11 protein-coding genes, 1 tRNA gene and 1 pseudogene are annotated in these 12,592 nt (G+C 70.9%); 8 read left to right on the plus strand and 5 right to left on the minus strand.

What is annotated here, in order from left to right:
• Positions 1 to 11: 11 nt before the first annotated feature.
• Both ACFOVU_RS11495 and ACFOVU_RS11500 read left to right on the plus strand, forming a co-directional pair.
• Positions 12 to 2,000 carry a polymorphic toxin-type HINT domain-containing protein gene (locus ACFOVU_RS11495; protein ID WP_378532686.1) on the plus strand — a complete coding sequence of 663 codons (1,989 nt, stop codon included), beginning with the start codon at positions 12 to 14 and terminating at the stop codon, positions 1,998 to 2,000.
• Positions 2,001 to 2,004: 4 nt separating this feature from the next.
• Entirely contained in the window at positions 2,005 to 2,574 is a 570-nt protein-coding gene (locus ACFOVU_RS11500) for an SUKH-4 family immunity protein (RefSeq protein WP_378532688.1), read from the plus strand.
• A 398-nt stretch (positions 2,575 to 2,972) separates the two neighbouring features.
• Here the strand turns inward: ACFOVU_RS11500 and ACFOVU_RS11505 are convergent, their stop codons facing one another.
• Complete coding sequence (locus ACFOVU_RS11505; RefSeq protein WP_378532691.1) at positions 2,973 to 3,941, minus strand: hypothetical protein; 969 nt, start codon at positions 3,939 to 3,941, stop codon at positions 2,973 to 2,975.
• Between the two features lie 197 nt (positions 3,942 to 4,138).
• On the opposite strand from ACFOVU_RS11505, the gene ACFOVU_RS11510 reads away from it, so the two are divergent.
• From ACFOVU_RS11510 to ACFOVU_RS11525, 4 genes and pseudogenes are all read left to right on the plus strand, one after another.
• Positions 4,139 to 4,468, plus strand: a complete 330-nt coding sequence (locus tag ACFOVU_RS11510) for a hypothetical protein (RefSeq protein WP_378532693.1) — start codon at positions 4,139 to 4,141, stop codon at positions 4,466 to 4,468.
• A gap of 143 nt (positions 4,469 to 4,611) precedes the next feature.
• Positions 4,612 to 4,764: a hypothetical protein gene (locus ACFOVU_RS11515; RefSeq protein ID WP_378532695.1), complete on the plus strand. Its 153-nt coding sequence runs from the start codon at positions 4,612 to 4,614 to the stop codon at positions 4,762 to 4,764.
• A 253-nt stretch (positions 4,765 to 5,017) separates the two neighbouring features.
• Complete coding sequence (locus tag ACFOVU_RS11520) at positions 5,018 to 6,589, plus strand: serine/threonine-protein kinase (RefSeq protein WP_378532696.1); 1,572 nt, start codon at positions 5,018 to 5,020, stop codon at positions 6,587 to 6,589.
• A gap of 213 nt (positions 6,590 to 6,802) precedes the next feature.
• Positions 6,803 to 7,513: pseudogene (locus ACFOVU_RS11525) on the plus strand (DDE-type integrase/transposase/recombinase); the annotation flags it as partial.
• A 645-nt stretch (positions 7,514 to 8,158) separates the two neighbouring features.
• Here ACFOVU_RS11525 and ACFOVU_RS11530 read toward each other — a convergent pair.
• A tRNA-Pro gene (locus ACFOVU_RS11530) sits at positions 8,159 to 8,235 on the minus strand.
• 155 nt (positions 8,236 to 8,390) lie between these two features.
• On the opposite strand from ACFOVU_RS11530, the gene ACFOVU_RS11535 reads away from it, so the two are divergent.
• Positions 8,391 to 9,491, plus strand: a complete 1,101-nt coding sequence (locus tag ACFOVU_RS11535) for a methyltransferase (protein ID WP_378532699.1) — start codon at positions 8,391 to 8,393, stop codon at positions 9,489 to 9,491.
• On the opposite strand, the gene ACFOVU_RS11540 is transcribed toward ACFOVU_RS11535, so the two are convergent.
• Together ACFOVU_RS11540 and ACFOVU_RS11545 are read right to left on the minus strand one after the other, a co-directional pair.
• Positions 9,418 to 9,909 carry a nuclear transport factor 2 family protein gene (locus ACFOVU_RS11540; protein ID WP_378532701.1) on the minus strand — a complete coding sequence of 164 codons (492 nt, stop codon included), beginning with the start codon at positions 9,907 to 9,909 and terminating at the stop codon, positions 9,418 to 9,420. The two genes, ACFOVU_RS11535 and ACFOVU_RS11540, sit on opposite strands and share 74 nt — an antisense overlap.
• 11 nt (positions 9,910 to 9,920) lie before the next feature.
• The gene (locus ACFOVU_RS11545) at positions 9,921 to 11,045 is read right to left on the minus strand and encodes a type III polyketide synthase (RefSeq protein ID WP_378532703.1); all 1,125 of its coding nucleotides are present in this window, start codon (positions 11,043 to 11,045) and stop codon (positions 9,921 to 9,923) included.
• 172 nt (positions 11,046 to 11,217) lie between these two features.
• On the opposite strand from ACFOVU_RS11545, the gene ACFOVU_RS11550 reads away from it, so the two are divergent.
• Positions 11,218 to 12,060 (plus strand): aldo/keto reductase, encoded by an 843-nt coding sequence (locus tag ACFOVU_RS11550; RefSeq protein WP_378532705.1) that lies wholly within the window; start codon positions 11,218 to 11,220, stop codon positions 12,058 to 12,060.
• A gap of 51 nt (positions 12,061 to 12,111) precedes the next feature.
• On the opposite strand, the gene ACFOVU_RS11555 is transcribed toward ACFOVU_RS11550, so the two are convergent.
• Entirely contained in the window at positions 12,112 to 12,537 is a 426-nt protein-coding gene (locus ACFOVU_RS11555) for a hypothetical protein (RefSeq protein WP_378532708.1), read from the minus strand.
• Positions 12,538 to 12,592 lie beyond the last annotated feature (55 nt).

Raw genomic sequence — 12,592 nt, forward strand, 5'->3', positions numbered from 1 at the left:
CGGTGGCCCCCATGATGCGAAGAATCCACGACCCCGAACGCGGCGCGAACTTCGTCGAATACGCCGCAATCATCCTGCTGGTGGCCGCGATCGCGAGCACCGTGCTGGCCTCCGGGATCACCGACCGCCCCGGCCGCATGATCGCCGACGCCCTGGACTCCATCGGCTCCGACTCCCCCGGTGAAGCGGGAGACCCGGCCCAGCCGCTGCAAGGGAGCGACGGAGGCGGAACGGAGCCCCCCGCTCTGGACACGGACGCCCCGCAAGGGGGCGAACAGCCCGGGGACACGCCTGCCAGCGATTCAGGCGAAGGTCCCGGTGAGGGCGACGGTCCCGATGACGGCAGAGGCGAGGTGGTCCCGCCCGGTCTCGGATTCCGCATCCCCGGCCTCGGCCCGGCCGCACCCGGCACCGACCGCCCCCTGGGGCTGGGCGATCTCGGGGGCATCACCTCCTCCGTACTGCCCGGCGGTGGCCTGCTGGAACCGGTCGGGCTGCGCGGCCTGGACGATCTGCCCGGACACGACTTCTGGGCCGACCTGCCCGACCTCGGCTACCGCCAGATCGCTCCCTTCTCGGGGATCGGGATCCTTGGGAACCTGGCTGAGGCGGCCGGGGGCGAGGACGGTCCGCTGGGGGAAATCCTCGGATTCGACGACGAGACCGGCGAGATCCTCACCGGAACCCTCGAAGGACTGGCCAACACCGTCCTGCACCCGGTGGAAACCGGCAAGAGTGCCTGGGAGTCACTGACCGGGACCATAGGGGAGATCGAGGACGACTCCGAGGAGAGACAGGACGACTTCGAGCGGCGGTGGGACCAGGGCCGGTACTTCGATGCGATCCGGGGCCATGTCTGGGACACCTTCTGGGAGGCTTCGCCAAGCCCTGGCCGGCTCCTCGTCCCGGAAGAGGCCCGCGAGCACTTCCGCAACGGCGAGTACGGGCGGGGCGCCGCCCAAGTCGCCGCCGCCATCGGGGAACTGCTCCCCCAAGGCCGCGGCCTGGGCGCCGCCCGCCGCCTGCCCACCCCCGAGCCCCCCGAACGCCCCGGAACCGGGCCGCAGCACCTGGCCGAGGGGCAGCACCCCGGAGACGGCGAAGAACCCGACGGCGGCGGCGACGGCCCTGCCTGTCGGCCTCGCAACAGCTTCGTACCGGGCACCCCGGTGCTGCTGGCCGACGGCACCGCGATGCCGATCGAGGACGTGGTGGTGGGCGACGAGGTCCTGGCCTTTGACCCGCTGACCGGTGAAGAGGGCCCACGTGAGGTCACCGACCTCATCTCCAGCGCGGGCGCCAAGACCCTCGTCATCCTCGCCATCGACACCGGCGACGACACCACCGGCACCATCACGGCGACTGACGCCCACCCCTTCTGGGTCCCCGACCGCGCGGAGTGGGTCGCCGCCGTCGACCTGGAGCCGGGAACCTGGCTGCGCACCTCGGCAGGCACCTGGGCCCAGGTCACCGCCGTCGACACCCACACCACCGACGCCCAGCGGGTCCACAATCTCACCATCGCCGACCTTCACACCTACTACGTCGGTGACAGCGCGGGGTCACTGCTCGTCCACAATCAGGATGGGTGCCGCACCGGCCGGGTGACGTTCCGCGCCAACGACCTGGCGACGGAGTCCTACGAGTACCGTGCGGGCCGCCACCCCGATAACAGCACCCCCATCGCCCCCAACAGGAACGTTTCCACGTTCGAGTACACCGACGCCAACGGCGACACCCAGACGATCACTCGCGCCAACGACCCCGGTGGCCGGCACGCCGAAGAGATCATCATGGATGAACTCGACGAATTGGGGATCGCCGACAGCGACGTGACCGGTATCTACTCCGAACGCGTGCCGTGCAGTCAGAGCGGACACGACTGCGGTATCCAGGTGGGCCGCTACTCCAACGCCGACATATCCTTCACTCTGGGCGGGTCCACCTCACAGAACGCTCAGGACATCTCCGCGTACATGCGCGAGAACGGGGATCGGTGACGCCATGGCCGACCGGCACGACGACCTGCGCGTCCGAGCCGACCGTGTCCTGGACGATGCCTATGCCCTGCCGTTGGATGAAATCGTCGATGCGCGGTCCGCTGCTCCGCTGAGCACGGCGGTGGAGGCGTGGGACGTTCCCGCCGAGGATCACGCGGCCTTGCAACGCTGGGGCTTGCCGGAGCAGATCAAGGAGAAGTTCTTCGAGAACGCGCCGCAGGACGGCGCAGAGCCGGAACTCTCCCGTTCGGGCCGGGGCCTCTACCGGCTGGGGCGGTTCAATCGGCTCACCATCGGTGTCGAAGCGGGGACGGGTCGAGTGAGGGCCCTGCCCCGTGACCCTGACAAGGCGAACATCGAGTTCAATCACTCACTCACGCGATACATCGAATGCGCCTGGCGCTGGCACAGCGCCCTACCCGTATTGATCGAACTCGTCAACTGGGCATGGGACCCGGATCAGCTCGACTTCTATGAGGAGAAGCGCCAGGCCGTCGGACGCCACATCGCCGCCATCGACCCCGACGTTGCGAGCGCTGCTTCCTCGCTCTGGCAATCGATCACCGATATCTGAGCGACCCACCCGATAGCCGCCGCAGGGCGTCACCGATTTCCCTGCGGTGCTTGGCGGCGGCGTTTCCGGGCATGGGGCAGCCCGCACGCGCCATATCCGGCGTATCCGCCCGCGTGCACCGGTGGGTGGCCATAGCCCGGAGGTAGCGCGGTGCCGGGATTCGGGCGGGTACCCCGAGCGGGGCCCGGGGGGTAGTGCCCCCCGGAAGAGCGGCGAAGTCCGGGCCGGGTCTGCTCGGTGGCGGTTCCATGAACGGCGGGGTGGGGGTAGCTCGCGGGCGTGTTCCTTCTGTAGGGGGGCGGGCGCATCCTCCGGCTGGTCGCCGACAGCGCCCATCCGGTTATCCCTCGAAGCATGCGTGGGGATGGCCGCGCGAGATCCCTCTCATCCGACCGTGCTCAGCCGGAGCCCAGCGCGGGCAGCGCCAGGGCCGACCCGAGCCGACCACCGCTGCCAGAGGCCGCGCGGTGGGCCTGCACCGTTGATGCGGCCAGATCCGCGGCCCCGGCGTGGGCACCGTGGTCGGCGTACAGGACGAACCGGCGCTGGCGCAATGCCGCCACGACGACCTCGGCGCCCGCGTGGGCGCGCTGCGCGAGTCGGCTGCGCTCGTCGGCGGCGGCCTGTTCTGCTGCCTCGGGATCGCTGTCGATGTCCACATACGTGCACCCGTAATCCTGGGCCGCGGGGTTCATGCTCAGGGTGACTTCGCCGTGTGCCGACAGGCTCATCCGCAGGTCGCCGCACCAGTAGACGGCGTCGCGCCCCCAGTGGGTGTAGTAGTCCTCCACCTGCGGCCACGGATCGTGGTGCGACCAGGTGGAGGGCAGCGCGCGCCGGATGTCGGCAATGATGCTGTAGCCCTCCAGGTAGGTGGTGACGTCCTCGTCCAGCCCGTCTCCGGCTTCCAGGGCGATGACGGGCGGCGGCAGGCGGTCCTTGGCATGGGCCGCCACGATTCGGTCGCGCAGGTGCTGGCGCGAGCGCGCCAGCTCGGCCTCGGCCTCTTTCACCTCGGTGGTCGCGGCGCGCAGGCGCCCCACGGCCAGCTGCTTGCGCGATGCTTGGAGCACGATGTCGGGCTCGTCCTTGGCGTCCTCATCAGGGATCCACAGGCGCATGCGCAGGTCCGCAATGACGGCGGAGCCGGAGACCTCACGCGTGATCGGCTCCAAGGCGTCGTCGAGTTCGCGCACAGCGACCTCTGCCGGGTCGTCCCAGCAGTCCCACAGGTGGTTCAACCCCGTCATGTCATGGTCCTCGACGCCGGCGAAGTGCTGGGTGTCGAAGGGGCGCCATGTCGGATCTCTGTCGATCCGCACGTCGAACCGCCAGGTGACCGTGTCGCCGTTGCCTCCAAGGCCCATGGCCCGCCTCCTGCGCTCTCGTGGTGGTGGATGCCAGTGCACCAGCTCGTGTGCTGGGCCGGGCGCCGACGCGCCGGGCGCAGGCACGGGCCCGATCGGCAGTCTGAGGGAGCCTGCGGCCGGTGACACCCTCCGATTGCCACCACTTTACGCAATCATTCAATCACTCCGAGTTGGTGATTGAAGGGATGGTCGAGATGGGCAAATCAGCGCGCCTGCGGCGGCAGCGGCCGGTCAGCCTCGTCTTCTGTGACGTCGACTACGAACGCGGTTCTGGAGCCCATGGACAGGGCGTCAAACGGGTGCCGCCCGAGGGATGGGTGATCGGCCGGGCCGGACTTCTCGACGCCCGGTGGGACGGCCGCGACCTCGACATCACCGGCGATGGCCTGATCGAGGGCCCACGGCCGGCCAGCGCCCTCATCCGCGCCCTCGACACCGCTGAGACGACGGTGGTGGGCCACGGCCTGCTCACCTCCGACCTGCGCGCGGCCGTCGGCAGCGGTCTCGTTGCGGCCGCAGGGTAGGGGATGCGTGCATGGGTCCTCCCATCAAGAAGCCGCGCACACGGCGGGGCGGAAAAGTTTCCGGTAGGGCTGTCCGCATCCGGACGTTGCCTCTGCGGGGGCGATCCCCGCAGGGTTAAGGGAACGACGAACGGAGGGTTCGAATGAGCACCAACACGTTGGCGAAGCTGTCGCCATTTTCGGAAGACCCCGATCCAGAAGGCGAAATTGGCGAGCCGGCGTCGGATGAGCCCGATGGCGGGGCCGACGACCCGGTGAGCGATAAGCCAGACGGAGCGGTCGGCGACCCGACCTGAAGTCACGGCGCACTGGATTGCGGCCGCTCGTCCGCCGTGGTTCCGGAACGTTCCACCGGGCCGAAAAGCACGGCGCATTGCCGAGGTCAGGTCAACCACAGCCCCAAGGGCGTGGTGTACCGGGTTATCGCGAGGTGACGCCGGGGACCCGGGCAGAAGAACGGAAGTCACGCAGAAAACACAATTCCCATATGGGGACGAAGGGGCGAGAACTTGCTGTACGTACCGAGGTGGCCACCATAGGGTCTTGCCCATGACCCCCCGACTCCTCGCAGAGCGCTACCGGCTCCTGGAGCCGATCGGCCGCGGAGGTATGGGTACGGTGTGGCGGGCCGAGGACGAGTTCCTCAAGCGCGTGGTGGCCGTCAAGGAGGTTCGCGTCCCCGCCGAGCTGGACTCCGCCCTGCGCGACGAGCTCGTCGCCCGCACCCTGCGCGAGGCCCGTATCTGCGCTGGCCTCAGCGGGCACCCCTCCATCGTCACCATCCACGACGTGGTGCTCCAGGACGAGCGTCCCTGGATCGTCATGGAGCTGATGGAGGGACGCTCGTTGGACCAGGCGGTGGAGGACGACGGGCCGTTCACCCCTGGCCGCGCCGCCGAGGTCGGGCGCCAGATCCTTTCGGCGCTGGAGACCGCGCACGGGGCCGGCGTGCTGCACCGCGACGTCAAGCCCGGCAACGTGTTGCTGATGCCCGACGGCCGGGCCGTGCTCTCCGACTTCGGCATCGCGGTGTCGGATTCCGAGACGAAGCTGACTCTGACCGGGCGCCTGCCCGGCTCCCCCGGCTACATCGCCCCTGAGCGGCTGCGCTCCGGCGAGACCACCGCTATGGCCGACGTGTGGTCGCTGGGGGCCACCCTGTTCTACGCGGTCGAGGGGCGTCCCGCCTACGACGGCGCCACCGTCGCCGGGCTGCTTGCCGCGGTCCTGGAAGGCGACCCGCACCCGCCGCGCAGGGCCGGACCGCTGCGCCCGATCCTCCATGGCATGATGCAGCGCGACCCGAGGGACCGGATCGGCGGGAAGGCGCTAGCCGAGGAACTGAAGCGAGTGGCCTCCGGCACCGCCGGCTCCGGCAGCAGCCCCACGCTCCTCGACGCCGCCCATGGCCTGAGGGACCTGGGGGGAACCGGGGTGACGAAGGCCGACGGGGCGAAGGCGTCTGACAAGAAGTCCGCAGACGGAGGCGGGAATGCGGGCGGGAGGGGTGCTGACCCGAATAAGGGAACGTCCTGGTGGCCGCCCGGGCGGGGCAACTGGGTGCGCCTGCTGATGTCGGCGGTGACGGGCCTGATCACCCTGATTCTGGCGCCGCTGCTGGTGGCCTACATCGTTGCGCGGTGGCCCCCTCCGTCCCCTCCCCCGATCGACTACGGCGGGCTGACCGAGACACCCCAGGGATACACGCAGCACACCGTGGACGGGTTCTCAATCGTCGCTCACGAGACGTGGAGACCACAGGACAGCGACGGTGGCCTCTTGCTGTCCTCCCCCTCCGAACAGGCCCACATCCTCCTGCGGACAGTGGAAGCAGACGGCGCCGGTCCCCTTGAGCTCCTGGAGAGGAGCAATGAGCGTCTCGAAGGCAGCGATGAGTTCGAGGAGACCATCCACCTTGATGAGGTCGCCCATCCGGACGGTGAGGCGGCGCTATGGACGTACCAGGGGATGAACGGCGACATGCGCATGATGGCCGGCGTGGTGTCACTGGAGAGGGACGACCGGATCGCCTTGGCCATGTTCGCCACGCCCGCGGACGAGTGGGAGGCCGCCGACGAGGAGCGCCGGAACGCCTTCGAATCGTTCCGGCCGACCGGCTGATGCCGAACTCGTCATCCGGACAGCCGCCCCCCTGTCATTGTCAGGTCGGCATCCCCAACAGCAGCTGCGCCTCCACCGAAACCTGACGGTGGTCAGGACATACTCCCCATAGGCGGTCATTTCGCCCCCCGCCCGCGGTCTCGGCCTTCCCCACCGACGGCCGGATACCTCCCCGCCTGACCTGGACGAATACCGGTCAGCGAGAGTTGATCGGTGAAGAGCAGCAGGGAGATCATGGAGATCCTGGAGGCATACGACCTCACCGGGAGTTACCGCGCAGCGGCCGAGCTCGCCGGGTGCGACCAACACACCGTCGCCCGGTATGTGAAGCTGAGGGAGGCCGGCCAGCCACCCGAGCAGCGCGCCCACCGCGAACGCCCGATCGATGAGCACCTGGACAAGATCGAGGAACTCGTCGCCCATTCCCAAGGGCGGATCCGCGTCGATGTGGTCCACCGGCGCATCACCGCGATGGGCTTCACCGGCGCAGAGCGCACCACGCGCCGCGCCGTTGCCGAGGTCAAACAGCGCTACCGGGCCGGCAAACGGCGGGTGTTTCGCCCGTGGATCCCCGAGCCGGGGCTGTGGCTGCAATGGGACTGGGGTGAGGGCCCGAAGCTGCGCGGGCGGCGCACTCACTTGTGGTGCGCGTGGCTGGCCTGGTCGCGGTTCCGGGTGGTCATCCCGGTCTTCGACAAGACGCTGCCCACCGTGGTGTCGTGCCTGGACGCCACGTTGCGGCGGATCGGCGGGGTTCCGGCCTATGCGCTGACCGACAACGAGAAGACGGTCACCGATGCCCACATCGCCGGGATCGCGGTCCGCAACCCCGAGATCGTGCAGGTCGCCCGTCATTACGGGATGACGATCCGCACCTGCGTCCCGGCCGACCCCCAGACCAAGGGCGGGTCGGAGGCAACGGTGTTCGGCGACCTGGCTGAGGCGGGCCGCGAACGCATCACGAACTGCGTGCTCCCCGATGCGGCGCTTGGAGCTCGCCATTGGCGGCGCGACGGGTTTCGAACGTGGATCTTCGACCCGGCCGTGGAGGGCTGGTACCCGCAGAAGCTTCCGCAGAAGCGTCGGCCGGTGCCGCTTGGGGCGGACGGGTATACGGGGGTGGTGTTGCGGGGCGGCCGCAGGCTCGCCGAACGGTCGGAGGCCTCGTGGCTCGCCGTCGCGCCCGCCATGACCCCGCATGGGCTGCGTCACTCGGCGAAGACCTGGATGCTGGAGGACGACATTCCGCGGGTACTCCAAGACGAGCGGCTGGGGCATATGGACTCCAGTGTCCAGGGCGCCTACTCGCACGTGTCGGAACGGATGCGTGCTGATCTTCGTCGGTCTCTGGAGTCCCGCTGGGAGGCGTCGTTGAAGGCCCGCGCAGAGATGTGGCCTTCCTCACACGTCAGGGTTCTCGATGAACTCCTCGACCCCTATCGCCACCGATACCGGAGGTACACGCCGCTGTCGATCACTCCAGCGGTTCGGATTTCCCAGTTTTTTCCCACTGGGACGCAGAACGCCCGCCTCCCCATTGGGGCGACGGGCGTGTAACCTGCCACTACTTGGTCGGGACGGCGGGATTTGAACCCACGACCCCTTGACCCCCAGTCAAGTGCGCTGCCAAACTGCGCTACGTCCCGGCGTCCTGCGGAGACCTTCGGTTCCCCTCGAACGAGTAGAACTCTATCGCATCTCTGAGGCGGTTCGTGACAGGTTTTCCCCGCGTGGGCGGGGGACTCGCCGGTGAGGGTGGGGGATGCGGCCCGCGGGGCCGGGGCCTGGTTACTGTGCAGCCATGGGGGCCGAGCGGCGGGGGGACGACGACGGCGGCGGCGGGCCCGTCGGGGGTGATGCCCCGCTGGTGCTCCTGGGGATGAGCGACGGGCTGATCCACGCCCAGGCGCTGCACTTCGCCGCAGAGCTGGGGATCGGGGACCTGCTCGCCGATGGCCCGCTCCCCTCCGCTGACCTCGCCGCGGCCACCTCGTGCGATCCCGGCGCGCTGTACCGGATGCTGCGCATGCTGGCCGCGTGCGGGGTCTTCACCGAGACCGGGCCCGGGACGTTCGCGCTCACCCCGCTCGGCCATCCGCTCCGGTCGGACCACCCGCGCAGTGTCCGGTCCGTGCTCATCATGAACGGGACCCTGCTCCCGCTGGTGCTCGACGGGTGCCGGCACACCCTGCGGACCGGGGAACCGGCCTTCACCGCGGTGACGGGCGAGGACATCTTCGACCATCTGGCGCGCGACCCCGGGCACGCCGACGTGTTCGACGCCGCGATGGCCGAGCTGACCCGGGTCGTGCTCCCCGCTGTGCTGGACGCCTACGACTTCTCCTCGGTGCGCCGGGTCGTCGACGTCGGCGGCGGGACCGGTGCGCTGCTCGGCGCCGTGCTGCGCGCCGCACCGGGTGCCACCGGGGTCGTCCTCGACACCCCGCACGTGGCCGACGCCGCCCGGGAGCGGATGCGGGCCGAAGGGCTCGCGGACCGCGCCACGGCCACCGGAGGCGACTTCTTCCGGGAGGTGCCGCCCGGAGGCGACCTCTACCTGCTCGAACGGGTTCTGCACGACTGGCCCGATGACCAGGCGACGCGGATCCTGCGCAACTGCCGGCACGCCATGGGCGACGGTGCCCGGCTGCTGCTCATCGAGTCCGTGCTGCCCCCCGGCGACACCTACCACCCGGCCAAGACCATGGACCTGTCCATGCTCGTCATCTCGGGCGGACGGGAGCGGACCGTCGACGAGTTCACCGGCCTGCTCGCCGCCGCCGGCCTGCGGCTCGTCGGCGTGATCCCCACCGCCTCGCCCTACAGCCTCATCGAGGCCGTTCCCGCCCCGGTCCCGGCCCCGGATCTGGCCGCGCGCCCTCGCCCAGCCAGATCGGGGTGATGTCGACCGTGCGGATCCGCCACCGGCCGCCCTCGCGCCGGTAGGTGTGGGCGTAGTGCCCGCCCACCGACCACCAGTCGGCGGGGTCGCCGGCGCTGCGCAGGTGGACCGCGTAGAGGCAGGAGCGGGACGACGCCGTGTCGCCATCGACGTCCACCTGGGTGTTGGTGATCAGGTGGTGGGTGCGGTGGTAGCGCCCAAGGTCCGCGGCGACGAACTCGGCGAGCCCGGCGCGTCCGCGGTGCTCGGCGCCGGGCATCCGCAGGACGCCGTCGGCGGTGAACAGGTCGGCGTAGCCGGTGAAGTCGCGCTCGTCCAGGCAGTGGGCGAACCGGGCCAGGAGGTCGCCGATGTCCGCGCGGGCGAGCACCGCGTGCAGGCGCCCCATGTCGATCGCGCCGGCCGTGCCCTCCCCCATACCCGCTCCCCTCACTCGCCGAGCAGCAGGGCCGTGTACAGGGTCAGCCCCGGCCCGAACGTCATGGCGACGCCGTGGGCGCCCGCGACCGGGGCTCCGGCCCCGGTGTGCAGGAGTTCGGCGAGGACGATCGGCAGCCCCGCCGACGAGCAGTTCCCGTACTCGGCGAGGACGCGGCGCGAGTCGGCCGTGAGCTCCGGGGCGAGCCCCAGGCCCTCCTCGGCGGCGTCGATGATGCGCGGCCCGCCCGGGTGGACCGCCCACCAGCGCACATCGCCGAGGGTCAGCCCGTGGGGTTCGAGGAGCCCGCCGACCACTTCGGGCAGGCGTGCGGCGATCAGGCCGGGGACCTTGGACGACAGCCCCATGAGGAACCCGGTGTCGCCCACCTCCCACGTCATGTGGTCCTCGTGCCCGTGGTCGGTGTAGGAGGCCGTCTCCAGCACCCGCAGCGCCGGCCCCACCCCCTCGGCCCGGCCGTCGGCGCGGACCACCATGGCCACGGCGGCGTCGCCGAACAGGGTGTTCACCACGAACTGCTCGACGTCCCAGGGCGGCGGTTGCAGGTGCAGCGACGACAGCTCGACGTTGAGCAGCACGGCCGGGCGCGCGTGGCCGCGCACGAAGTCGGTGCAGGCCGCCAGGCCCGGCAGCGCCGCGAAGCACCCCATGTGCCCGACCGCCAGCCGCTGCGTGCCGGGCCGCATCCCCAGATCGCGGATGAGCCGGGTGTCGACCCCCGGCGTGCCGTAGCCGGTGGAGGAGACCACGCACAGCATCCCGACGTCGCGCGGGTCGACGGCGGCCCGGGAGAGGGCCGTGGAGACGGCGGTGACCGCCAGGGGCAGGGCGTCCTGCTGGAACCGGCGCATGCGGTCGGCCGTGGACCAGGTGGAGACGTCCTCGCGGCGCGGGTCGATCACCATGCGCCGCCGCACGATCCCCGACCCGGCGAGGACCCGGCGCAGGACCTCCCGGTGGGCGTGCCCTTCGGGCAGCATCCCCAGCACGTCGCGCTGGACCAGGACCGTCGGGGGAAACGCCACCCCGATCCCGGCGATCCGCGCCTGCTCCACCCGCTCCCCCTCATCGGCCCGGCCGGCGGCCCGCCCCGCCGCCGGCCGCCGTGCATCCACCAGTCAACCACTGCGCACCGTGATCTCCCGTGAACGCGCCGCGGTCGCCCGGTCCCCGCTGACACTCCGCCCCTCGTCCCCCGGCGCCGGGGCATCCGGAACTAGAGTGAGGGGCGGACCCGCCGGGGGCGAGGGCCCGCGGCCGCGGGGACGGAGAGGACGGCCGGCGACGATGACCACACCGATCCCCGACCACACGCTCAACGACGGCACCACGCTGCCCGCCATCGGGTTCGGCACCTACTCGCTGAACGGCGCCGGAGGCGTCGACGCCATGGTGAACGCGATCGAGCAGGGCTACCGGCTGCTGGACTCCGCGTTCAACTACGAGAACGAGGGCGCGGTGGGCGAGGCCGTGCGCCGCAGCCCGGTTCCGCGCGAGAACCTGCGGGTGACCTCGAAGCTCCCCGGCCGCCACCACGCCTATGACAAGGCGGTCGCGGCGGTGCAGGAGTCGCTCTACCGCGCCGGGCTCGACCACTACGACCTGTACCTGGTCCACTGGCCCAACCCGGGCCGCGACCTCTACGTCGAGGCGTGGCAGGCGCTGGTGGACCTGAAGCGGCAGGGGCTGCTGCGCTCGATCGGGGTGTCCAACTTCCTGCCGGCCCACCTGGAGCGGATGGCGGCCGAGACCGGGGTGGTGCCGAGCGTCAACCAGGTGGAGCTGCACCCCTACTTCCCGCAGGCCGACCTGCGGGAGTGGCACGAGGCCAACGGGATCCGCACCCAGTCGTGGAGCCCGCTGGGGCGCGCCGGCGCCGTCCTGCGCGACCCGGTCATCGAGCGGATCGCCGCCGGCCACGGGCGCACCGCCGCCCAGGTGGTCCTGCGCTGGCACCTCCAGCTGGGGGCGGTGCCGCTGCCGAAGGCCGCCGGGGCGGCGCGCCAGCACGAGAACATGTCGGTGTTCGACTTCGCGCTGTCGGAGGCGGAGATGGCCGCCGTCACCGGCCTCGGCCGGCCCGACGGGCGCATCGCCGACCAGGACCCCGCCGTCTACGAGGAGTTCTGACGCCGGCGCCGGCCGGCGCCGGGTCCACCGGCGAACCGCCACCGGCCGCCGCTACCGGCGCCGGTCGGTGACCGCGTCGACGACCAGGCCCAGGCCCGCCCCGAGCAGCCAGACGTCCTTGGCCATCGGTATCCCCTCTTCCGTGGGCCGCAGGCTGCCGGGGCGGCGCAGCCCCGGTGTGCGCAGGTAGAGGCCGAGCAGCCCCGCTGAGAACGCCGCGAGCCCCGCCCCCGCGAGCGCGGTGGGCACGACGGGCAGCAGGAGCGCGGTGCCGAGCGTGATCTCCCCCGCCGCGACCAGGCGGGTGAAGGTCACCGGATCGACCTTGTTGACCACCGGGTAGGTCGCGGCGGCGAAGCCGTGCAGGCCTTGGGCGGCCTCCTCGTCGGCGGCCTTCTTGTCCAGCCCCGATCCGAGGATGAACGCGCCGGTGGCGATCCGGACCGGCAGGTGGCGTGCTCTGACGCAGCGTCCCATGGAGTGCTCCTGACGTCGTGGGTGGCTCGCGCCCTGGCGCTGCTACCCACGATTC

The organism is Nocardiopsis sediminis, from assembly GCF_042650565.1.
Lineage (GTDB): Bacteria > Actinomycetota > Actinomycetes > Streptosporangiales > Streptosporangiaceae > Nocardiopsis_B > Nocardiopsis_B sediminis.

Bases quoted from the DNA above. Each gene is read 5' to 3' on its own strand.
- ACFOVU_RS11495 (WP_378532686.1), top strand. From the start codon at position 12: ATGATGCGAAGAATCCACGACCCCGAACGCGGCGCGAACTTCGTCGAA.
- ACFOVU_RS11500 (WP_378532688.1), top strand. From the start codon at position 2,005: ATGGCCGACCGGCACGACGACCTGCGCGTCCGAGCCGACCGTGTCCTG.
- ACFOVU_RS11505 (WP_378532691.1), bottom strand. From the start codon at position 3,941: ATGGGCCTTGGAGGCAACGGCGACACGGTCACCTGGCGGTTCGACGTG.
- ACFOVU_RS11510 (WP_378532693.1), top strand. From the start codon at position 4,139: ATGGGCAAATCAGCGCGCCTGCGGCGGCAGCGGCCGGTCAGCCTCGTC.
- ACFOVU_RS11515 (WP_378532695.1), top strand. From the start codon at position 4,612: ATGAGCACCAACACGTTGGCGAAGCTGTCGCCATTTTCGGAAGACCCC.
- ACFOVU_RS11520 (WP_378532696.1), top strand. From the start codon at position 5,018: ATGACCCCCCGACTCCTCGCAGAGCGCTACCGGCTCCTGGAGCCGATC.
- ACFOVU_RS11535 (WP_378532699.1), top strand. From the start codon at position 8,391: ATGGGGGCCGAGCGGCGGGGGGACGACGACGGCGGCGGCGGGCCCGTC.
- ACFOVU_RS11540 (WP_378532701.1), bottom strand. From the start codon at position 9,909: ATGGGGGAGGGCACGGCCGGCGCGATCGACATGGGGCGCCTGCACGCG.
- ACFOVU_RS11550 (WP_378532705.1), top strand. From the start codon at position 11,218: ATGACCACACCGATCCCCGACCACACGCTCAACGACGGCACCACGCTG.
- ACFOVU_RS11555 (WP_378532708.1), bottom strand. From the start codon at position 12,537: ATGGGACGCTGCGTCAGAGCACGCCACCTGCCGGTCCGGATCGCCACC.